Raw genomic sequence first — 19,190 nt, forward strand, 5'->3', positions numbered from 1 at the left:
GTGGAGGTCCTAGCTGGCGGGGTTAGGCGGTTGGGTCTAGGCGATGAGTTTCAGTGCCCAGATGAGTGCGTATATGGGGTGGTTGGGGTCTGCTACGCCTCCGTCTGGGGTGTAGGCGTAGGCGGATAGTAGGTCGATGAGTAGCTGCATAGTGGCTCCTAGAATGGAGGTTGGTCTTGGCCGGTTGGTGCTGGTTGGGACCATGCGCCGCTGGTGGCTGTCTGGCCGTTCTGTGCGGCGTTATCCCACGACTGCTGCGCATTGTTGGGCTGCTGTTGTGGCGCGGCGGGGAGTGTGTAGTAGCGGTAGGCGTTGAACTCCGTCTTGCTGCGCTTCTCGCCTTCCTTGGTTTCCCACGAGCGGGTTACGAGCTTGCCGGTGACGGCTACCTGGTCGCCCTTTTTCAGGTTTGCGGCCATTTCTGCCCATGGGGTGGGATTCTGTTTATTGCCCTGTTCGTTCCAGATGGTGACGTCCAGGTATAGGTTGCGGGTCGATACCCATTTGTTTTGGTCTTGGTCGTATCGGCCATCTGACGCGGCGAGGGTGAAGTTAGCCACCGCTGCTCCCCGTGGGGTGAATCGTATTTCTGCGTCTCGCGGGAGTCCGCCGGTGAGGGTGATTACGTCAATCATTAGTTGTTGTCCTTTTCGGTTGGGAAGATGATGGGTGAGACGGTGTGTAGCTTTGCTTTGGCTAGTCGCATGACTTCCTGCATTTCTGCATCCGCGTCGGGCTGCGTGCGGCGTTGGATTACCTCATTCCAGCAACGCAGGTTCCCGGTGACTACCATGCGGGTTTCCACGGCGTTAGGAAGTAGTGCGCGGGCTGCCTCGTTGCGCTGTTTCTTGGGCAGGCGGTTGAGGATGGTCTGCGCGTTCTTGTAGTCGGTGATGCTTTCGTCTACGCGCCAAAGGAAGTTCTCTTTCGATTCCTCGTCGAGGTAACGCATGGCTGGTGGCATGACTACATTCGCGTCGTTGGCGTTGATGAAGCGCTGCGATTCCACGCTGAAGCTGAGATGCCGGTGGCGGGTTAGCTCGGCAAGGAAAGCACGGGACACACCGGTGAAGTACAACGTTGCGGTGGCGTGCTCGGCAATACTGAAATGGCCCCGGTCAAACAGTGTGCGGCGCAGGTAGTCCGCGTCGTTGTAGGTTGCTTCATTCGGGCGATGAAAGCTCCTATAGCAGTTCCGCCCGGCCATAGTCAGCAGCGTTTCCGCATCCGTGGATGCGTCCTGAATGCTCATCCACTCGCTGATTGCTTTCTCATCAATCTTGGTGTGGGCAAGCAGGTGAACCTGCGGGGTGACGATGTTGGTCATTAGTTCTCCTGTAGTTCGTTCCAGCGGGTGCGTCCGAGGTCGAGGACGGCTTGGGGAACCTCTGCTTCTTCGCGGATTTCCTGCATGAAGTCGGTGACTGCCTCGGGGCTGGTGAGTTCAGCGAGGGCGGCTTTTACGTCCTCAACGAACTGGTCATCCTCCCCCGCCTGCTCCGGTTCTGGTTCCTGCTTCTTCTTCGGTGCCGGGGCGGCAAGAGCCTGCGCAGCTACATCCTGACGAGTAGCGGTAGCGGTGACCGGCCCGGTGTTGAAGTTGCCGTTCTCTACCTCTTCGCGGGTGTAGTCCACACCGCCCATGACCTCGTTGCAGGCTTCTCGTACACACTCGGACACAGCACGGTTCTTCAGCATCAACTCTGGGTTCTTCTTCCAGTGGCCCTTACCCCACAGGCCGTGTGCCTCGGCCTTGGCCTTGTCCCAGCGGATGGTGTGCTCAAAGTCTGGGTCATCGTGGCGGATGATGGTGCAGGTTGCGGTCATGGTTTCCGGGTCGAAGGATTCGCGCAGAATGTGCTTCGCGGCGCGGACACGGGTACGCATGTACTTAGCGGAGAAGGTGGGCACGTTGCCTACGAAGTACAACTCCGACATGGTTACCCATGTGGATTCACCCATGGACTGTGCCAGCTCCTGGGCTACGAGCACGTTAGCGGGGTTGCCTTTGAACTTGTCTGGAATCATGTTCGCCTGAGACAGAATCTCCGCGTGCTTCATCTGCACCGATAGATTGTTCTCAAAACTGTTGGTTGCAATTTCTTGGTTCACTAGATGTTCCTTTCGTCGTCGAATCGGTCGAGGGTGATTTCTGTGAGTGTGAGGGCTGTTTCTAGGTCGTGGCCGTGCTCGGTGAAGTGCTTTATGAGGTAGATTGCTTGGTCTGCGAACGCGGTCAACGCGGCGTAGTTGGCGTCGGTTGCGGTGCGGGCCACCTCTAGGCGCCGATACGGCATGTCGCTGGGCTTGCTCATAGGTTCTGGCGCTCCTGGTCTACTTGGTCGTGGATTTGCTGGTAGAGGTCACGCAATTCTGGGAACGCGTCTCCGTGGTCGGTCATCCAGTCGAAGGCTTCGCATTGTGCCCTGTTTAGGGCGCGCTGCTTTTGCTCTTTGGTGGGGTATGTGGATTCTGGGGCAAATAGGGGCATTAGTTGACCACCTTTGTTAATCGCAGGCGGGTAGAGCCTCGGCGGGGTTTCGTATTGAACTCGCGGTACAAATCCGGGTGGGCGGTCTTAAACGCCTTAGAATCAAACGCCTTAGAGTCCTTGGTGGTGGAGACACTCACCTTGTAGCCGGCGTGCGTACCCGCGTAGGAGTCCCCTAGCTTTTCTAGGAGCTGTTTGCGCTGCTGGTCGATACGGTCCTTCAACTCACGCAGCTCATCCTCGCCGGCACCAATCGCAGCAACTAGGTCCTCTACCTCGTCGGCGTCCTCTAGGCTGGTGACCTCACCCATCCACCATGGGGAAAGACCGTCGAGCCAATAGAACCACTCGCCGGTGGTGTTGCTCAGTTCCGTAACGACCTTGGGGTCGTATTCAATGACCTGATACTCGTAGCCGTCTGGGGTGAACTCCCCGTCCTGCTCCTGGTAGTACTCCACCAACAACACACAGGCTTCCGCGCCCGCATTCCACATATTCGCCTGCACCTGCAGGTAATACCGGTCGGGGCACCAATCATGGAACTTGCCGCCGGCGAATTGGTGCTTGGCGGTTTTAATCTCGCCGATGACCGCCCCGTCCTCGCTGTATAGGTCCGGGGTGCCGCATACTTCATCGTTATTGCGATTCACGATGATGGTTTGCGGGTCGGCGTTATATACAAGGCGTGAGTCAACCTCCACCGCCAGGGGAGCCAGAATGGGTTCGCGGGCGGTGCCCCACTCCGTGTACTGGTTGCCTCCCCAACGCTCCCCTGATTCCTTCTGCCGGCGTAGCTCCTGCCATGCTCGGGCCGTCTTGCTGAGATGAATCCCGGCTAGTTCCGTCGAGGTGAGATGCTGCCGTCGGAACTCAAACCACTCTTCCTCATTATCTGGCTTAAATGTTTTCAAAAGATGCTCCCCTAAAAATCGCAGTCCCCCGGTTTGACCGGTTCAGAATCTTCTTCGCTCTCCGCGCATGGAAGTCGCAGAAGCGGAACCCAAACCCCAGCCCAATATCGTCGGTTCCGAGTTCGTTACATTCCGTGTGCAGGCACCCGTACTCTTCTTTGAACTGGTCTAGGGCCTGATTCGCGGCTTTGCGTGACGTGAATGAGGTAGGGGTTGGAAGGTTCACCCACCACAACCCGTCTCGGTATCTAGCTGGTGTTAGCAGCATTGCGACCCCTTCCTGACGTAATCTTCAATCGTTTTGCGTTTCACGCCGTAGACCGTGGCTAGGCGCTGCTTAGCAAGCGCAGGGCCAAGCAGTCGCACAAAATGCGGATACTCTTCCACCACGATTTGCTGCGTGGTGAATACCTGCTCGTGGGCACGATGGCGGCGCAGATCCTTCACGAAGTGCATCGCCTCGCCCCAGCTAGTGGCTGGAAAGGTGAGGTCCTGGTCGTGAATATTCCAAAGGCCTGCTTCTCGGTCTTTCCTAATTCGGGTCTTTACATCCATACCGGCGGCACCGAAATCACGAGGTGGAATAGGAAACCAATCATCGCGCCGAAGATGCCCGTGGCCCAAGCGAAACGGATACGCTTCGCGGCAACGTCCTGCCAGTAAGCAAGTTCCTTATGCGTTGGTTCGCGGCGCTCCGGGCGGTTATTTGTGGTTTGGGTGTGCATTGCGGACTTTCCTTTCATGGGCTGCGATTTGGCCGGCAATGTTGTTAGCACCACCAGCAAGGGTGAGAATCTGGCGGCGCGTTTTCTCCGGTAGGTGCGCCAGTTGGTAGATGGTTTTCAGGCGGGTTTCAATATCAGTCATGTGGGCTTTCGCCTCGGCGTGCGTAATCTGACGCATCTTTTATCTCCAGTAGATTGTGAATTTCAGGGTGCGGGGCTTGCGGCGGCGCAGCAGTCTCTTTAGCCAGCTCATACCGACTCCCCCATCAAAAAGGCGTCGCACCAATCACGGCGCACACGCCACCTACGGCCAACCTTCACCCCGCGTAACTCCTTGCGCTGCAGGTACTCGTAGACCGACTCACGGTCTATCCGCATATACTCAGCTGCCTCATCGGCCAGCAGCCATGTGGTAGTGTCCATGGCGTACCTTCCTTTTCTTTCTTGTCGCTGATAAAGCCCCGCCGTAGCTGCAACTACGCGGGGCTATTTTCATGTATTAAGAGGTGGGTGCAGGTGTGACTAGTGGCGGGCGCCAACACCTTCACTTACGACGGCAGTTAAACGTCACACCCACCTGGCGGCCTGCCGGGGAATCGAACCCCGGAGTCTTTTGTAAGCACATTCCTTAGCCCCTGTAGTAGGTGTAAAAGAATTGTGATTTGTCCATTCAGGCCTGTTATTTCTGTCAGCGCCGTTCGTTCCCTCCCGCCGCTCAGGGCGAGGTTCCTGCATTGCTGCTTGCTAGGGTCGTGGCAATCTAAGAAACATGCTCACCTAGCCCGTATCATCCGGCGCTCTTCACTAATTCAGTTCTCTATACAGCGTTTTTCGCCCTACCTAAACCCCTTGGGGGTTGAGTCACTTTGACGAAATTTCAGGGCATGTTTGCCCTAGTGCCTATCAGGGGACTTGCACCCCTGTGTCTGCTAGTTAGGCTGCGTCGAGGTTTGCCCCTCGCCAGACGCCCACGACGGAGGCGTTACGCGCTTTGCCACGTGACCGGGTGAAACCCACATGGTGGATAAGGCCCCGGCTTTTCCAGTAGCGGAACAGTCCGCCCCAAGAGTTCGGGTTGTCTGGTTCCATGCCGCAGGTGGTGCGAACATCATCAGCGGTAAAAGGTTTGCGGGTCTTGGCCAGTTCGGCTACGGCCTTATCAGCAGCCGAGTACCAGTCAGTCCCGGCCCTAATCGCGGCCATGTATGCGGCCTCCGCTGGATGCAGCGAATCAGTCATGTGATATGCTCCTTAGTAGGTTTCTTTGCTTTAGGCTCGGTGTTCCAGCACCGGGCCTTTTCTTATGCGGCCAGTTCTTCGGCAACGAGAACTTTGGAGGGGTTGGCTCCGAGTGCCGCTAATGCCTCGAGTACTGAAACTGTTGGCCTGCGGGTGTTTAGTGCCGTGGTCCAGGTCTTTCGGTTCAGGTCTGTCTTTTCGGCTAATCCGGTCGTGGATGTGATGTGATGAAGTCGCTTCACTCGGTCGATTTCATCTAGGGAGAGTAGAAACATTCCCATTCCCTCCTTTCTTTCGGTCGGTATGTAACTTAATTTACACACCACACCAGTAACCAGCAAGTGTAATTACACGAATGGGGGAATGCCTATTCTCATTTGAGCATGTAATTACCCATTCGCTGGGTAATTTTTTACCCACTGTGCTAGTGTTTAAAACATGGAAATCAAGCAATGGCTAAGCGAAACATCGCACATCCGAATCACAGACCAAGGAATCGCAGACGTACTCCAGGTCACCCGAAAAACCGCAAACAAACGTCTCAACGAGGGGCTTCCAGTAGACGACCTACTCACACTCTGCGAAGTACTAGGAATCAACCGCCCCCTCGCCTTAGTCGAACTGGGGTATATCCCCTACCAAGAAGTGCTTGATTTCCTCGACTCCGACGGTGCCCTCGTGTCCACAGCCGATGAGGGAGAACTAGCTATAGAGCTGGCACGCCGGCTCAACCCTGCTACCCGCGCCGATGAGATAGACGAGCTGGCTGCTCGTCGTGCAGGTGCCCCCGTGTCCGAGCCTGATGATTCAATGCCAGAAGGCGCGGTTGCATACAGCGGCCCGGACGAGGACGCAGAAAGGAATGATGTGGATGACAATTAGCGCGGTAGAGCTGCACCTCCTAGCGGAAAGCATGGGCGTGCAGCTACAGCGCCACACCGGCGGGCGCCCCGGCTGGTACGACCACCACAGGCGAATAATCAGCACAAGGCGCGGCCAATCCATCAGCCAATATCGCAGCGTCTTAGCCCACGAGCTAGGCCACGCCGCCCACGGCGACGCCCCAACTGGGAACGGTCACTTCGACCAGCGCCAGGAGCGCCGCGCCGACGAATACGCCGCCCGACTACTCATAAACCCCACCGATTTTGAGTCCGCCGCCGTATGGCACCACGGCCACCTCCCCGCCATCGCAGACGAACTCGAAGTCACCCAACACATCCTCAAAACCTGGCAATCGATGGCTGCTAATCGAGTAGCCTAAAAACGTTTGACCACACCCGCTAAACCGGCGTGCAAAGTCGTAAAACTTGAACCGCAACTCCTCTTGAAAGGAAACCTCTCATGACCAACCCCTACAACAACGAGCCGCAACAGCCACAGCAGCCGGCACAGCCAGACCCCGCCGTACTGCAGCGAGCACAAATGCAGTACGAAGACCGCAAAAAGAACCAAACCGTCATGTGGCTCCTATGGCTATTCCTCGGCGGCATCGGGGGTCACCGCTACTACCTCGGTAACACCGGATACGCCATCGGCATGACCCTCACCCTCGGCGGTCTTGGTATCTGGACGCTCATCGATGCGTTCTTTATCAACAAGGCTTACGCCCGTAAGAATGACAAAATTCGTCGTGAAATCTTCGAGGCTAACGGTATCGCAGACATGTAAAACGTAATAAACCCGCCCCTGGTGCTTGTCATGTGGAAGTGCAGCACCAAGGGCGGTGTTAGGAATCGCAAACCCAAGTTGGTTTGGAGTTGTCGCCTGGGGCGTTCTTTCAGCCCTGGCTAACAAGGAGTAATCATAATGGCAAGCATTAAACCGTACAAGACCGCAAAGGGGCGGGCGTGGCGCGTCCAGTACCGCTCCCCCGACGGTAAGAACCGCACAAAACAAGGATTCCGCACTAAGAACGAGGCCCAAGCGTGGGCGGATAAGAATGCCACCACTATCCGGGAAGGTGACTGGATAAACCCCAACGCCGGCAAAGTAACCGTCGGGGAATTAGGGGCACGCTGGCTAGAAATGCAAACCCACCTGAAACCGTCCACCCTGCGGACAACTGAGCAGACCTGGCGTATTCACGTAAAACCACGTTGGGGGGACACGCCTATCAGGGCTGTGCGGGCATCCGAGGTGCAGCACTGGCTATCGAGCACGGACCGGTCCGCATCAATCGTGAGGAAGAATCACGCGATGCTATCCCAAATCCTAGACATGGCAGTACGTGACGGACTCGTGAAAACCAACGTGGCGAAGGGTGTCACCCTCCCTAGGAAGGCGAGGGCCAGGAAGGTGTATCTCAGTTGGGAGCAGCTTGCCGCGTTTGCCGACGAGTGTGGGGATAATGCGCCTATTGTGTGGCTGTTGGGCACTGTGGGTCTTAGGTGGGGTGAGTTGGCCGGACTGCAGGTTCAGGATGTGGATGTGTTGCGTCGGCGTATTGCTGTGCGCAGGAATGCTGTAACCGTGGGGTACGAGGTGAAGATAGGTACCCCGAAGACGCATGAGTCTCGGGTGGTGGCTGTGCCCAGGTTTGTGATGGACATGCTGGTGCCGCTAATGGATGGCAAAGCTCAGGATGCTTGGGTGTGGTGCAGGGCGGATGGGTCCCCGCTGCGGGTGCCGTCGAATCATACGTGGTTTTATGGTGCGCTGAAGCGGTGCATGGAGAAGGATGAGAATTTCCCTAGGGTCACCCCGCACGGTTTAAGGCACGTGGCGGCAGGGCTGATGATTTCGTCGGGTGCGCATCCCAAAATCGTGCAGCGTCAGCTCGGCCATGCTTCAGCGGCTATGACGTTAGATTCGTATGCAGATTTATGGGAGGAGGACTTGGATGTGGTGGCTGGCCGGATGGATGAAAGTTTTTCGAATGCAGTGGGATTGTCGTGGGCAGGGGCTTAAGTATGGTGTTTATGCTGGGTAAACAGGGTTTGTGTCGCGGGTTCGAATCCTGCTGGGGGCACCGCGCGAAAGCCTTGAGGCGCCGAGTTTCTCGCCGCTTCAAGGCTTTTTGTTTACGCTAGGACTCACCATGCCCCCACTCCGGAAAGGCTTAACCATGTCACTTCCCGCCCCTTCCCGAACATCCTACGCCCTCGTTACGGGCGCCAGCCAAGGCATTGGAAAGGCCATGGCGCAGGATTTCGCAGCACTGGGATATAACGTCATCCTTGTGGCCCGCCGCCGCGAGATCCTGGAGTCCATCGCCGCCGAGCTCGAACAGCGCCATAGTATCGAGGCCATTGCCCTGCCGGCAGACCTCGCGGTGGCTGACGACGTCGCCCGCGTGGCCGAGACCATCGCCACCCGCGAGGTGTCGATCCTGGTCAACTCCGCCGGCATCGCCAGCTTCGGCCCCTTCATGGACCAAGACTGGTCGTACGAGACGACACAGTTCGAGCTCAACGGTACTGCCGTCCACCACCTCACGCGAGCCGCCTTGGAGCAGATGCTGCCTCGCCGCAGCGGCGCCATTTGCAATGTCGGCTCTGCAGCGGGCAACATCCCGATTCCTAATAACGCCACCTACGTTTTCACCAAGGCGGGCGTCAATGCGTTTACGGAGGCCCTGCACTATGAGCTGAAGGGCTCCGGCGTCTCGTGCACCCTGCTCGCCCCCGGCCCCGTACGCGAGGCCACCATCGCAGAAGAAGACCAGTCGATCGTGGACAAGGTGGTACCGGACTTTTTGTGGACCACCTACGAGTCGTGCTCCCAAGAAACCATTGAGGCCATGCGCCGCAATCAGCGCCGCGTGGTGCCCGGCCCGCTGTCTAAGGCGATGAATACCCTCAGCCAGGTGCTGCCCACCCCGGTGATTGCACCGCTGGTAGGCAGCTTCTACGCCAAGATGGGCTAGGCCCCAGCGCCTTCTAAGTCCTTGTCTTTGTCTTTGAACACGCTGCCCTCGCCGCGTGCTCGTTTGCGCTCTACCCAGAAGTCCGCGTTCTTAATGCCCAAAGCTTCTGGGTCGAACTGCGGATCCTTGCCGGCCTTCTTCTGCTTTTCGTAGTCCTTGAGTGCCTTGATGGCAGGGACCTGCAGGAAGAGGATGGCGATGATATTGAGCCATGCCGTCGTGCCGACGCCGATATCGCCCAGCGCCCACGCCGCACCCGGAGTGGTGGTAGCGCCAACCACGACGGAAACAATAATCAGCGCGCGCAGCACCCAAATCAGACCACGGCGGGCCGTCCGAGAGCGGACCCAACGGTTGAAGTAGGTCAGGTTAACTTCGGACATGTAGTAATACGCTAGGACCGTCGTAAAGGCGAAGAAGGCAATGGAGACGGCAATGAAGGTTGGGCCCCAGCCGGCGAAGACGCTATCGAGGCCGGACTGCACGTAGCCAGGCCCAACCTCGACGCCATCAGGAAGCGAGCCGTTGTAGACCACTTCGCCGTCCTCGGAGCTGCCGCGGAAGACGGTGTACATATCCGTAGAAATAATCATGAACGCGGTGGCCGAGCAGACAAAGAGCGTATCAACGTACACCGCAAAGGACTGCACAAAGCCCTGCTTAGCGGGGTGGGAAACCTCGGCGGCTGCAGCGGACTGCGGGCCGGTACCCTGGCCAGCCTCATTGGAGTAGATGCCGCGCTTAACACCCCACATGATGGCCGCGCCCAGCATGCCGGAGAATCCGGCTTCCATATTGAATGCGGACTTGAAGATGAGCCCGAAGACCTCCGGAATCTGCGAGAAGTTCATGCACATGACCACCACGGAAATCACGATATAAATGACCGCCATAAAGGGCACGACAATGGTGGCGAAGTTCGCAATACGCTTGACACCACCAATAATGATGATGGCCAGAATGCCCGCGAGGACGACGGCCGCCCAGGTGGAGTTGATCCCCCAGGCGGTATCGGCCGCGGCGGCCACCGCATTGGCCTGGATGGCAGGCAAGAAGTAGCTAGTAGCCAAGATCATGGCGACGGCAAACACGATGCCGTAGACCACCATGAAAGGCGCGGCCTTAGTGTGCTTGTAGGCCTTTTCGATGTAATAGGCGGGCCCGCCGCGGTACTCACCGGTGTCCTGATCCTTTTCCTTGTAAATCTGCGCCAACGTACATTCGATGAACGAGGTGGACGAGCCCAAAAGCGCCACTGCCCACATCCAGAACACGGCGCCAGGCCCACCGAAGGCGATGGCTGTGGACACGCCGGCGATATTGCCCACGCCCACGCGGCCGGAGAGCGAGACCATCAAGGATTGGAAGGAAGAAACGCCATCTGCGGACTTTTCTCCGTTAACGATCTGCTTGAGCATGTCCGGGATGCAGCGCACCTGCAGGCCGCGTGTCACCACGGTGAAATAAATACCCGCGCCGAGGCATAAAAACACCAAGACGGGGGACCAAATTACGGTATTGAGGGCATCGAGGAAGTTTGCCATCTGGTCTCTCCTAAGTCTGTCGCACCTCCCGAATGAAGAGCGATTAACCAGAGTATGCCCTAACTCACATATCTGAGTGAGGCAAATCACCGATTAATTTTATGCAGCACAGTGCCACACTTTCTAAAAGGTTGCGTTGTCCAGTAGCAATCGCCCCTCCAGGGCAGCCCGGTTCGTACCCCATACAGGGGTAAAAGCACGCGGGAGTAGAATGGGCCGCATGCCACATTCCGAGATAGCCACAAAACACGACCGCCTCGTCTGGATCGATTTGGAGATGACGGGCCTCGACCCCGAGCGCCACGTCATCGTTGAGGTCGCTGCCGTCATCACCGATGGCAACCTCAACATTCTGGGCGAAGGCATCGACCTCGTTGTCCACGCCACCGAGGATGAGTTGGCACAGATGGATTCCTTTGTCACGCAGATGCACGCTAAGTCCGGGCTGGATAAGGAAATCCGCGAGTCCACCACCTCCATCGGAGAAGCCGAGGATGCCGTACTCGCGCTCATCAATGAGCATTGCGATCCGGAGCACCCCGCTCCCCTAGCCGGCAATTCCATCGCCACAGATCGCACCTTCATTCGTGCTTATATGCCGCGGCTCGATAGCGCCCTGCACTACCGCATGATCGACGTCTCTACCATCAAGGAGCTTGCTCGCCGGTGGCACCCGCGCGCTTACTTCAACCAGCCCGATAAGGGCATGGCCCACCGCGCACTACAGGACATCATCGAATCCATCCGCGAGTTGGACTTCTACCGCCGCAGCGTCTTCCGCACCGACGAGGGCCCCACCTCCCCCGAAGCGGAGGAGATCAAGACCGAAACCACCGCAGATTACCAGGCGTTTTTGTAATTTAGGCGGCGTGAGTTAACCTATATCTCGTTGCTTTCACGCAGCGATGGTGGCTGTAGTTCAGCTGGTAGAGCACCAGGTTGTGATCCTGGGTGTCGCGGGTTCGAGTCCCGTCAGCCACCCCAAAGATACCCCGTAACCTGCACTATCAGGTTGCGGGGTACATCGCTTTTCACGCCGGGTACGTTAAAGAGTACGTTATAGGTTCTAGAAATCCGGCGCTAGTCATCGTCACCGATCTCGATCACCTTCTCGGCAAGGTAGACCATCGGGCCGACGATGAGTCCGATGACCGTCATGGTCACGATCAACCAACCAACGGTCCCGTACCACGTCTCAGCGCCAGCGACGTGACTCCAGAGCGCACCTAAACCGTCGGGGATGCCGAGGAACGTCATCACGCCGACGCCGAGACCGCCGATGGCAACGAAGCCCACGCAGGCCACAAGGATCGTCAATTGTCAGAACGAACACCCCAGTCAGTGTGCTCCCAAATCCACTGTGCAACGAACCAGATAGCACCGCACAGACCCGCAAGCACAGCCACACCCAGCGCGCCCCAGCCAAGATGACCCTTCCAGGAATCAGCATCGTGTGTACGCTGCCACAGCTCGGGCAAAGCCAAATCCAGACCAAAGACCGAGACAGTCATACCAAAGACACCGGACACGACAACTACAGCGAGACAGAGAGTAGCGGCAAACATCAGGAGACCAGCCACATTGACAGCACCGGCCTTTAACCGCTTGTCGATGCGGTCAGCAGTCTTAGCAGCTTCCCTAGTAGAGGCATCCAAGCGCTCGCGCTCCTGGGCGAGACGCTCAATGCCATCATCAATCATGCCCTGGAAAGATTCCTCATAGTTACTGAAACTCTGGTCCATCGTCGTTTTCAGCCTCTTGTCCACCATCGGCCTCAAACGCCCCTCGATGCAGTCGCTCAGCCTCTCGACTGCGCTGTCGCTTAGACTCATTGGCCCCTCGCTTGCTTCGAGGACGGCCTGGACTAGAGTTCCCAGAGACGTCAGGGACTCGGCGATATCCGCCGCCCCGTTCGTCAGAGACTGTTTCTGATTTTGAATCGCCACCGGCAGTTGGGCCGCTGCTTCCGCGACCTTCGTCATCACGGCCACGGTCTGTTTCACTGCCTCGTTGTATTCCTCCGTTCCTACGGTTGTATTCTTTAAGACCTTCAGTTGCCCGTCCAAGTTGGTCAACCAGGTCTGCATATTCCCCAAGGTCTGCCCGTGGTTCTCGACTAGGGATGCCGTCGGGGAGTTCTCCAACTCCCCAACGGAACTGGAGAGCCTCTTCACGCTCTGGTCGCTTTTCACCTGCTGCTTGGATACGTGAACCACGTCCTTGTGAAGCCCCGCCACAATCTGCTGAAGGTTCTTCACCTCCTGAGCCAGTTGATTCATCAACTCCAAATTCTCGCCAGTATCCCGATTCTTCTTCCGACGCATATTCATCGGCATAATCAAATTCACCTATTTCTCGAATGTTCTGTTTGGTCTTCTCTTTGGACTGCATTTGCAGCAGCTGGGCGCGAAGCCCGTTTAATGTGAAATCAGCACCGAGACGCGAGCCAGCGCTCGCAGCTCGGGCATTACCTTTACCGTTTGCACCGGTCACCCGGAGCACATCGCCGTTATCATCAACAACCGCGAACGACGAGCGCTCACGTTTGCGCCTGCCACGCCCTTTACGCGAGAAGGAAAGGTGGTACTTGGGCGCAATTTCTTCCATCACGTCAAAGGCAGAGTTGATACCCTCTTCGCCATCGGCGTCCAGGGCCTCGACAACGCGGTCGTCTTCAAGAAGATCCTCGATGCGAACGCGAGCAAACTCGCGCCAGTTCTCACGAGTTAATTCATCCAACGACAGCTCGGAGCCGTCAATATCAAACCCCTTAGCTTCAGCCATCCGTTCATCGCGCGAGTAAGACACCTCGTGCTGTTCCAGCACCTCCAACCCATACGACTCCATCACAGCGTCGTTGACCTCCCGGACGTGCCAAGCATTGCCAGCACCCTTCGGGGCAGCGTAGCCAGTCTGGCGGTCGTGATTGGCTATGAGAATGTGGTTGTGAACGTGAGCAGTATCGGTGTGAGTAGCAACAAGCACGTCACACCCAGGGGCCACTTTCTCCGCGAGAGCAAGCCCCGCAGAGTGCGCGCGTTCCACATCACGAGGTTTACCTGGATCAAGTTCTTCAGGGCTGAAAGATTGAATGATGTTGATGGTCTCATTACGACGTTGCGCAGAGGCTGCTACGCGCTCTTGAACCTCCAACGCCCATGCCAACGGATGATAGCCACGAGGACCAACAACAGAGAGCGCGGAAGCACGAACTTCGCCAGCCTTCATTGCCTTACGAGTCCCCCACACGGCGTAGATGGTGGAAGCGACAGCACTCTTGGAGCGCTGCACTTTACTTACCGACATCGTCGACCGCCTTCCGGACGTATTTGTCCAACCCATCGACGGCATCGGGAATCTTGCACAACCCGGGCACCACATCATCAGACCAGCCCATGACATGAGCCATGCGGACAACCTGATTTATGTTGACACCGATGCGACGAATAGCCGCCAAGGCGCGGTCGAGAGCGTCAAGCATCTCGACCACTTCCCGCGACACCGGAGCCGCTGTCGCACGCTCAGTTACATCGTCAGGCAGCCTACCCGCCAAGGCGGTTAGGGCCAGACGCAGAACTTCGCTTTCGGTGACTCCGAGAGTCGACGCGGTGCCACGCACCACCTCGGCTTCTTCGTCACCCAGACGCACTGTCACGCGTCGCCCGTTACTCATAACTCACAGCTCCTTATTCCCGTGCTAGTGGGCTAGCGCCCACGTGCCGCCTGTCTCCAGCCGCGTGAACAGTTTCGGCCTACTTCGTGGCCCCACTGCACGCGGCTTCCAACAGGCGGGGCCAGCATCACCCTTGTCGGACAAACGACCCTTCGGGTCGTGTCCTCCTGCGGGCTGCTGGCTAGGGGCGCTCCGCCCCCTAGAACCCCTGGTTTCCGCTGACAAAGTCAGCGGTTGCTTCGCCGAAATCACTACCGTGATTTTCCGGCTCAGCGGGCGCGGTACTGCCACCTCCCGATGCAGTTTCACTGTCATCGAGGGAAGGTTCCACACCCTCAACAACCAAGAAGTAAAACTCCTTCATGTTGAGGTCTGCGTACTCCGCCCAACGCGACCGAGAATCGGTCGCGCCTTCGCGCAAAGCCTCACCGACAATCCGGTCAGCTTCACGCTCAGCCTCGCGCAACTTATCGGCAAGGGCAGTCTGCTGTTCCCGCAACTTCTGCGCGCGATTAACAGAACGTTCAATCTGATTACTAGTAGCCATGATTAAAGCTCCATTTCTGGACCCTCTGGGCCCGGTTCAGTAGATGGGTTACGAGGCACAAACCGATGCTTCGGTTTACGCCGTTGAGGACGCGCAGCAGCTTCAGCAGCACGCTGCTTAGATTGCTTTTCGGCTTCGCGTTGCGCACGCTTAGCGCGAGCTTCTTCGACACCTTTGACCACCTCGTCCAGGCGCTCAAAGTCAGGAGACGAAGCAGCCTCTTGAGGGGCCTTCATCTCGTTGATTGCCTGGAGAGCAGGTCCCATATCGGGCAAATCGGCATTGGCAATACCACCCGCCAAGCCATTGACAAAAGGCGCGTTACTGTCACTCATTTCTTCTTCCTCACGATTCAATTTATCGACCAGGGCGCGAACTTCATCCATATTCGCGTCACGTAAAACATTCTCGCGGCGGTTCCGTTTAGACATATGGTCCCACTGAGAACGGGTGAACTCGCCGGCCCCGAGAGAGGACAACCACTCAAGTTTGTCGCCGATCGTGAGACGCGAGGACGACAACTCAGGCACATCAATCAGCCCGGCTTTATGCGCAGCTACGATTTCAGACAACAGAGCACTGCCTGCAGTGCGGACTCGACGTCCACCCTTCGATCGGTACCTACGGTCCCAGTTATCCCAATCTCCACGAGTGCGAAGACAACCCGTCAGATGAACCGCACCCGGACGATGGTTTTGAAGATGCCGGGCAATGCTGCGAGCTTTGTCGTAGTGCAACACGCTCAACCAGGGGCGGGTTGCAAACCCGCAGAGCTCGTTCCCATCAACGAACGAGGACTCGAACGTCTCAGGGACAGGCTCACGCTTGAGGTCGTAGTCAAGCGTGGATAGCTCAGGCTCGTGCGCGACCAGTACACAGTCGAGGCGGTTCTCAGAACGTGACAGATACTTGAACGATGGGAACGTCGAGTAGGGGTTGGGGATTTTCCCGGTGCGCGACAGAGCGAGGTTACGGAAATACTCCCGCTCCTCAACAGTGCCGCGCTTTACACTTTTGGGGTTCGCACACCACCCTTCGCCAGCACACCGCCGTCCTCACGCGAGACGTTCGCACGGGTAGAAAGGTTCACCAAGTCAGACTGCTGATGCTTCACTTCCCAGATCGAATCGTCGTCCGCGAGCGCAAGACGCGACTCACGGAGAATCTCAGCAAGACCGAAAAGGTCGTGCCTTTCAAGATCATCATCGGCAGTGATCACACCGTCGGTGGTTGCACTCAGAATAGAGGTCTGGTTAGAGACAGCCGTAAGCGCGGCACGCACCAACGACGTCGTCATAGCCGCGTGGTAGGGAGAAGTTACGGCAGAACCACCGATGTTCTCCATCTCTTCGGCGTAGGCATTCCAACCGTTCTGGTCAACGACGTCTTGAGCTAGCTTGCCGTAGCACGAATTGGTCGCAACCTTGATTGTCAGCTCCTGAAGAGACTTTTTCCCGTAGGTCTCCTTCGCTACAGCACGGTCGAGAACCATCTGACGAAGCGCAGGACGCAGAGACCGGGAGCGCACAACCTCACCATCTACCTCGCGGGTGAGAAGCTTGAGCGTGATGCCAGTCTGGCAAAAGACGCGAGCGCCAAGCTTCAACGCGAGGTAGACCTCGGGGCCGGCGCAGGTAGACCCGTGAAAGACACCACCGATCTCACCGTTGACACGCGCAGCGATCTCATCGAGCTGTTCGCGGGTGTAATCCCGTCCGCCAAGGTCCCGACCCTCACGGTCCAGACCATCTTCGTCGAGACGCTCGTCCTCGCCAAAGCCGCAGCCGTATGAGGTCTGAGGAAAGATCAGAGAGTTACCACGCCGCACCGGCAAGCAGGGAGTTTCGACATCGTCGGGGAAGACCCACGAAACATGTCCAACGAAAGGCGTGAGATACCCGAGCGGAAAATCATCGAGAGTCAGTTCACGCTTGTCGATGTGTTCCTTGATCACACCACCATCGGTGTAATCAGGGTCATAGATACTGGCCATCGCAGTGGGATAAGCAGACTGCAGATCCCAGTCGTACGTAGGGTAGGCATGCACACCCGGGGACGGACAAGTGTTGTAGCCACCAGCGAATGCGTCGGCCCACAAGGCGTGAGATACACACGCGTCGCCGTCAACCGGCCCCAGGCCACGAACTGCGTAGTACTCAAGCGAGTCACGGTCAGATTCCAACTCAACACCGCGAGTCTTGAGTCCTTGGAACATCCGACGGAAAATCGCGTTGCTCGGTTTACCAGAATCGACAAGAGCATTACCAATATCTCCAGAATCGATAAACCCCTCTTCCCGCCAAAACTTCAAAATCCCAGACTTGAGCGCCCGCGCACCACCAGACGAGATGGTGACCGGCGGGGTTGTGTTGTAGCCCCAGACGGTGCCTAGGTAGTGGACCACAATTCGCGCATCGTTCGCTGCGTAGTCGAGCAACCGCGGCAGATCCTCGCGTGACAGCGCTTCCATGTCCTCAATGGCAGCGCCAACGTCGAGCTTTTCAACACCACACGCATCACCGAGCGCTTCCAAACTCTTATGTTCTGGAGACGCCTGATTGCGAGTGTCACGGAAGACAACACTGAAGGGAAGAAGACGCCGGAACGATCCAAACCCTGAGGTACGAACGACACGGACCGGCCGCAGGCTCACAAGCCCGCCACCAGCGGATGTAAGTTCATGCAAGATGTCATCGCACCGACGTTTTGGACGACGGAAAGCGGTCGCATCGACGTTCAGAAAATGACCGGCAAGCACGATACGAATCGAAGCACGCTTGAACAACGAATCCCGTAGACGATCCTTACCAAGCTCAGACCGCAGAATCCCGCGCGGGTCCATGTCCGAGGTACCAATTTCACCAACATCTTTAAAACCGTTGGCGTAGCGCTCGAGTTTCCCAAGCAGAGAGATCGCGTAAAAGCAGCTATCAGCAAGAAGCCGCTGTCCCTCAAGGGGCATAATCACGACTTCATGTTCCGTACCGTCGAGCGGATCAATCCAACTGAATTGGTAGCTCACGATATCACGACGACCCTCGTCGTCGTAGCTGACGAATTCGGTATCGAAACCGATGACGAGACGCTTTTCACCACTACCCATCGCGCGGACGCTAGCTAGAGAGCCAAAGTCAACACTCGCGAAATCGTCAGCGACGTCAGTTGAACCGGTACCATTTTGGACCTGGCCATCCGGCCAGGCCAAACTGCAGCCTCGTAGGATATTTTGGCCTGATCGCGTTCGAATGGTTTGACCTGCAGTTTTATCCTCGATGTTCGAATGATCTTCATCATCATTCATTTGTTTGATGATGAGATCCGGGTCATTTTCATCCACGCGCCAGGCATTTACGCGGTGTAAAACGACGGCTAAATCGGTCAATTTTCCACGCTGGTCCGACTGGAAATCGACCAACCGGATGTCCCAACCGACAGCATCATTTTCGATTTGTTCGTAACGTTCACGAATCTCCGGTGATACATTGACAACTGAAGCATCTACGCTCCAGCTCTCACGGTTCACAGCGGTGGGGGCCGTTCCCTTTTGCATTATGCACCACCGCCGACAGCGCGAGCGCGGGTGAAATCGTCGAGGTCGGTGACCGCGTACACGACAGATCGACCGAGACGAGAGTAGCGAGGGCCTTCACCCTGGTAGCGCCAATGTTCGAGCGTTCGGCGCGACAGACCGAGATAGACAGCAGCTTCTGTAGTTTTCAGAAAAGCCGGGGACATAAAAAATCTCCTGGGGATAGCAAAGCTATCCGGCAGGAGGTAACGCCTTCCCGGTTTCTATGTGTGGCGGTCTACGGTTCCCGTGCTCAAAAATTGCTTTACGTGGGTGCGACCCACTACCACTAAGTTCCTGTCAGCCTCGTACACGAGATTACCTTGCTTAGGGGCGCGATGAGCGACATCTCCGGATGTTACCGGCATGTGTACGATTTAGTTTCTTAGCGTCTTAGAAAGTTCTCTAGCAAAAACAAGAACTTATGCGCAGTGCCTACTGTAACGCACTTACCTTTACGATGCAAGTACCTTCCAACCCGGATCATAAAGTACGTTAAAGGGTATGAGCACTACAGCGAAAACCCGGATCGAACCGGGGCATACATCGATCGACCGAGCCACACCGAGAAAGACGAAAACCGGATACCAGCTGGACTGGTCAGTCCGATTACACGACGGCAGG

General features: G+C 56.9%; 26 protein-coding genes and 1 tRNA gene. 7 read left to right on the forward strand and 20 right to left on the reverse strand.

Going from position 1 to position 19,190, the window contains the following annotated elements; all coding sequences use genetic code 11:
- Window positions 1-158: 158 nt before the first annotated feature.
- The 11 genes from QP915_RS06330 to QP915_RS06380 form a co-directional block, all read right to left on the reverse strand.
- Window positions 159-635: a single-stranded DNA-binding protein gene (locus QP915_RS06330; protein ID WP_284768708.1), complete on the reverse strand. Its 477-nt coding sequence runs from the start codon at window positions 633-635 to the stop codon at window positions 159-161.
- Complete coding sequence (gene thyX, locus QP915_RS06335) at window positions 635-1,327, reverse strand: FAD-dependent thymidylate synthase (protein WP_284768709.1); 693 nt, start codon at window positions 1,325-1,327, stop codon at window positions 635-637. The genes QP915_RS06330 and thyX overlap by 1 nt, the downstream gene beginning before the upstream one ends.
- Window positions 1,327-2,112 (reverse strand): recombinase family protein, encoded by a 786-nt coding sequence (locus QP915_RS06340; RefSeq protein ID WP_284768710.1) that lies wholly within the window; start codon window positions 2,110-2,112, stop codon window positions 1,327-1,329. The genes thyX and QP915_RS06340 overlap by 1 nt, the downstream gene beginning before the upstream one ends.
- On the reverse strand, window positions 2,112-2,315 hold the full coding sequence (locus QP915_RS06345; RefSeq protein ID WP_284768711.1) for a hypothetical protein: 204 nt from the start codon (window positions 2,313-2,315) through the stop codon (window positions 2,112-2,114). Before QP915_RS06345 ends, QP915_RS06340 begins: the two co-directional genes overlap by 1 nt.
- Window positions 2,312-2,491: a hypothetical protein gene (locus tag QP915_RS06350; protein WP_284768712.1), complete on the reverse strand. Its 180-nt coding sequence runs from the start codon at window positions 2,489-2,491 to the stop codon at window positions 2,312-2,314. Before QP915_RS06350 ends, QP915_RS06345 begins: the two co-directional genes overlap by 4 nt.
- Window positions 2,491-3,402 (reverse strand): YqaJ viral recombinase family protein, encoded by a 912-nt coding sequence (locus tag QP915_RS06355; RefSeq protein ID WP_284768713.1) that lies wholly within the window; start codon window positions 3,400-3,402, stop codon window positions 2,491-2,493. Before QP915_RS06355 ends, QP915_RS06350 begins: the two co-directional genes overlap by 1 nt.
- 258 nt (window positions 3,403-3,660) lie before the next feature.
- Window positions 3,661-3,957 carry a hypothetical protein gene (locus tag QP915_RS06360; RefSeq protein ID WP_284768714.1) on the reverse strand — a complete coding sequence of 99 codons (297 nt, stop codon included), beginning with the start codon at window positions 3,955-3,957 and terminating at the stop codon, window positions 3,661-3,663.
- On the reverse strand, window positions 3,948-4,127 hold the full coding sequence (locus QP915_RS06365; protein WP_284768715.1) for a hypothetical protein: 180 nt from the start codon (window positions 4,125-4,127) through the stop codon (window positions 3,948-3,950). The genes QP915_RS06360 and QP915_RS06365 overlap by 10 nt, the downstream gene beginning before the upstream one ends.
- Window positions 4,105-4,269 (reverse strand): hypothetical protein, encoded by a 165-nt coding sequence (locus QP915_RS06370; RefSeq protein WP_269966506.1) that lies wholly within the window; start codon window positions 4,267-4,269, stop codon window positions 4,105-4,107. The genes QP915_RS06365 and QP915_RS06370 overlap by 23 nt, the downstream gene beginning before the upstream one ends.
- A 107-nt stretch (window positions 4,270-4,376) precedes the next feature.
- Window positions 4,377-4,550: a helix-turn-helix domain-containing protein gene (locus QP915_RS06375; protein ID WP_284768716.1), complete on the reverse strand. Its 174-nt coding sequence runs from the start codon at window positions 4,548-4,550 to the stop codon at window positions 4,377-4,379.
- A 510-nt stretch (window positions 4,551-5,060) separates the two neighbouring features.
- The gene (locus QP915_RS06380) at window positions 5,061-5,366 is read right to left on the reverse strand and encodes a hypothetical protein (RefSeq protein WP_284768717.1); all 306 of its coding nucleotides are present in this window, start codon (window positions 5,364-5,366) and stop codon (window positions 5,061-5,063) included.
- A 645-nt stretch (window positions 5,367-6,011) separates the two neighbouring features.
- Between QP915_RS06380 and QP915_RS06390 the strand changes: the two genes are divergently transcribed.
- From QP915_RS06390 to cmrA, 5 genes are all read left to right on the forward strand, one after another.
- Entirely contained in the window at window positions 6,012-6,248 is a 237-nt protein-coding gene (locus tag QP915_RS06390; RefSeq protein WP_284768719.1) for a hypothetical protein, read from the forward strand.
- Window positions 6,238-6,630, forward strand: a complete 393-nt coding sequence (locus QP915_RS06395) for an ImmA/IrrE family metallo-endopeptidase (RefSeq protein WP_284768720.1) — start codon at window positions 6,238-6,240, stop codon at window positions 6,628-6,630. The genes QP915_RS06390 and QP915_RS06395 overlap by 11 nt, the downstream gene beginning before the upstream one ends.
- Window positions 6,631-6,710: 80 nt before the next feature.
- Entirely contained in the window at window positions 6,711-7,037 is a 327-nt protein-coding gene (locus tag QP915_RS06400) for a TM2 domain-containing protein (protein WP_284768721.1), read from the forward strand.
- Window positions 7,038-7,175: 138 nt separating this feature from the next.
- Entirely contained in the window at window positions 7,176-8,276 is a 1,101-nt protein-coding gene (locus QP915_RS06405; protein WP_284768722.1) for a site-specific integrase, read from the forward strand.
- Between the two features lie 157 nt (window positions 8,277-8,433).
- Window positions 8,434-9,234, forward strand: coding sequence for a mycolate reductase (cmrA, locus tag QP915_RS06410; protein ID WP_284768723.1), 801 nt, complete (start codon window positions 8,434-8,436; stop codon window positions 9,232-9,234).
- On the opposite strand, the gene QP915_RS06415 is transcribed toward cmrA, so the two are convergent.
- The gene (locus tag QP915_RS06415; protein WP_284768724.1) at window positions 9,231-10,778 is read right to left on the reverse strand and encodes an alanine/glycine:cation symporter family protein; all 1,548 of its coding nucleotides are present in this window, start codon (window positions 10,776-10,778) and stop codon (window positions 9,231-9,233) included. The genes cmrA and QP915_RS06415 overlap by 4 nt on opposite strands.
- A 211-nt stretch (window positions 10,779-10,989) precedes the next feature.
- Here QP915_RS06415 and orn point away from each other — a divergent pair, with 211 nt between their 5' ends.
- Window positions 10,990-11,637, forward strand: coding sequence for an oligoribonuclease (orn, locus tag QP915_RS06420; RefSeq protein WP_284768725.1), 648 nt, complete (start codon window positions 10,990-10,992; stop codon window positions 11,635-11,637).
- A 49-nt stretch (window positions 11,638-11,686) separates the two neighbouring features.
- Window positions 11,687-11,762: transfer RNA gene (locus QP915_RS06425), tRNA-His, on the forward strand.
- 96 nt (window positions 11,763-11,858) lie between these two features.
- Here the strand turns inward: QP915_RS06425 and QP915_RS06430 are convergent.
- The 8 genes from QP915_RS06430 to QP915_RS11735 all read right to left on the reverse strand — a co-directional run bounded on the left by QP915_RS06430 (window position 11,859) and on the right by QP915_RS11735 (window position 18,733).
- Window positions 11,859-12,095, reverse strand: coding sequence for a hypothetical protein (locus tag QP915_RS06430; protein WP_284768726.1), 237 nt, complete (start codon window positions 12,093-12,095; stop codon window positions 11,859-11,861).
- Window positions 12,092-12,478 carry a hypothetical protein gene (locus QP915_RS06435; protein WP_284768727.1) on the reverse strand — a complete coding sequence of 129 codons (387 nt, stop codon included), beginning with the start codon at window positions 12,476-12,478 and terminating at the stop codon, window positions 12,092-12,094. The genes QP915_RS06430 and QP915_RS06435 overlap by 4 nt, the downstream gene beginning before the upstream one ends.
- Before the next feature lie 22 nt (window positions 12,479-12,500).
- Complete coding sequence (locus QP915_RS06440; RefSeq protein WP_284768728.1) at window positions 12,501-14,084, reverse strand: relaxase/mobilization nuclease domain-containing protein; 1,584 nt, start codon at window positions 14,082-14,084, stop codon at window positions 12,501-12,503.
- Window positions 14,071-14,451 carry a plasmid mobilization relaxosome protein MobC gene (gene mobC, locus QP915_RS06445; RefSeq protein ID WP_284768729.1) on the reverse strand — a complete coding sequence of 127 codons (381 nt, stop codon included), beginning with the start codon at window positions 14,449-14,451 and terminating at the stop codon, window positions 14,071-14,073. The genes QP915_RS06440 and mobC overlap by 14 nt, the downstream gene beginning before the upstream one ends.
- 199 nt (window positions 14,452-14,650) lie before the next feature.
- Window positions 14,651-14,998: a hypothetical protein gene (locus QP915_RS06450; RefSeq protein ID WP_284768730.1), complete on the reverse strand. Its 348-nt coding sequence runs from the start codon at window positions 14,996-14,998 to the stop codon at window positions 14,651-14,653.
- A 2-nt stretch (window positions 14,999-15,000) separates the two neighbouring features.
- Window positions 15,001-15,570: a hypothetical protein gene (locus QP915_RS06455; protein ID WP_284768731.1), complete on the reverse strand. Its 570-nt coding sequence runs from the start codon at window positions 15,568-15,570 to the stop codon at window positions 15,001-15,003.
- Window positions 15,571-16,004: 434 nt separating this feature from the next.
- Window positions 16,005-18,521, reverse strand: coding sequence for a hypothetical protein (locus QP915_RS06460; protein WP_284768732.1), 2,517 nt, complete (start codon window positions 18,519-18,521; stop codon window positions 16,005-16,007).
- Window positions 18,522-18,547: 26 nt separating this feature from the next.
- Entirely contained in the window at window positions 18,548-18,733 is a 186-nt protein-coding gene (locus QP915_RS11735) for a helix-turn-helix transcriptional regulator (RefSeq protein ID WP_027018816.1), read from the reverse strand.
- Window positions 18,734-19,190 lie beyond the last annotated feature (457 nt).

This window comes from Corynebacterium sp. MSK158 (assembly GCF_030229085.1).
GTDB lineage: Bacteria > Actinomycetota > Actinomycetes > Mycobacteriales > Mycobacteriaceae > Corynebacterium.

What these genes read in the sequence shown, in the direction of transcription:
- QP915_RS06435 (WP_284768727.1), bottom strand. Translation starts at nt 12,478, where the DNA reads ATGATTGATGATGGCATTGAGCGTCTCGCCCAGGAGCGCGAGCGCTTG.
- QP915_RS06395 (WP_284768720.1), top strand. Translation starts at nt 6,238, where the DNA reads ATGACAATTAGCGCGGTAGAGCTGCACCTCCTAGCGGAAAGCATGGGC.
- thyX (WP_284768709.1), bottom strand. Translation starts at nt 1,327, where the DNA reads ATGACCAACATCGTCACCCCGCAGGTTCACCTGCTTGCCCACACCAAG.
- orn (WP_284768725.1), top strand. Translation starts at nt 10,990, where the DNA reads ATGGGCCGCATGCCACATTCCGAGATAGCCACAAAACACGACCGCCTC.
- QP915_RS06370 (WP_269966506.1), bottom strand. Translation starts at nt 4,269, where the DNA reads ATGACTGATATTGAAACCCGCCTGAAAACCATCTACCAACTGGCGCAC.
- QP915_RS06415 (WP_284768724.1), bottom strand. Translation starts at nt 10,778, where the DNA reads ATGGCAAACTTCCTCGATGCCCTCAATACCGTAATTTGGTCCCCCGTC.
- cmrA (WP_284768723.1), top strand. Translation starts at nt 8,434, where the DNA reads ATGTCACTTCCCGCCCCTTCCCGAACATCCTACGCCCTCGTTACGGGC.
- QP915_RS06405 (WP_284768722.1), top strand. Translation starts at nt 7,176, where the DNA reads ATGGCAAGCATTAAACCGTACAAGACCGCAAAGGGGCGGGCGTGGCGC.
- QP915_RS06440 (WP_284768728.1), bottom strand. Translation starts at nt 14,084, where the DNA reads ATGTCGGTAAGTAAAGTGCAGCGCTCCAAGAGTGCTGTCGCTTCCACC.
- QP915_RS06330 (WP_284768708.1), bottom strand. Translation starts at nt 635, where the DNA reads ATGATTGACGTAATCACCCTCACCGGCGGACTCCCGCGAGACGCAGAA.
- QP915_RS06365 (WP_284768715.1), bottom strand. Translation starts at nt 4,127, where the DNA reads ATGCACACCCAAACCACAAATAACCGCCCGGAGCGCCGCGAACCAACG.
- QP915_RS06375 (WP_284768716.1), bottom strand. Translation starts at nt 4,550, where the DNA reads ATGGACACTACCACATGGCTGCTGGCCGATGAGGCAGCTGAGTATATG.
- QP915_RS06380 (WP_284768717.1), bottom strand. Translation starts at nt 5,366, where the DNA reads ATGACTGATTCGCTGCATCCAGCGGAGGCCGCATACATGGCCGCGATT.
- QP915_RS06400 (WP_284768721.1), top strand. Translation starts at nt 6,711, where the DNA reads ATGACCAACCCCTACAACAACGAGCCGCAACAGCCACAGCAGCCGGCA.
- QP915_RS11735 (WP_027018816.1), bottom strand. Translation starts at nt 18,733, where the DNA reads ATGTCCCCGGCTTTTCTGAAAACTACAGAAGCTGCTGTCTATCTCGGT.
- QP915_RS06345 (WP_284768711.1), bottom strand. Translation starts at nt 2,315, where the DNA reads ATGAGCAAGCCCAGCGACATGCCGTATCGGCGCCTAGAGGTGGCCCGC.
- mobC (WP_284768729.1), bottom strand. Translation starts at nt 14,451, where the DNA reads ATGAGTAACGGGCGACGCGTGACAGTGCGTCTGGGTGACGAAGAAGCC.
- QP915_RS06350 (WP_284768712.1), bottom strand. Translation starts at nt 2,491, where the DNA reads ATGCCCCTATTTGCCCCAGAATCCACATACCCCACCAAAGAGCAAAAG.
- QP915_RS06450 (WP_284768730.1), bottom strand. Translation starts at nt 14,998, where the DNA reads ATGGCTACTAGTAATCAGATTGAACGTTCTGTTAATCGCGCGCAGAAG.
- QP915_RS06360 (WP_284768714.1), bottom strand. Translation starts at nt 3,957, where the DNA reads ATGGATGTAAAGACCCGAATTAGGAAAGACCGAGAAGCAGGCCTTTGG.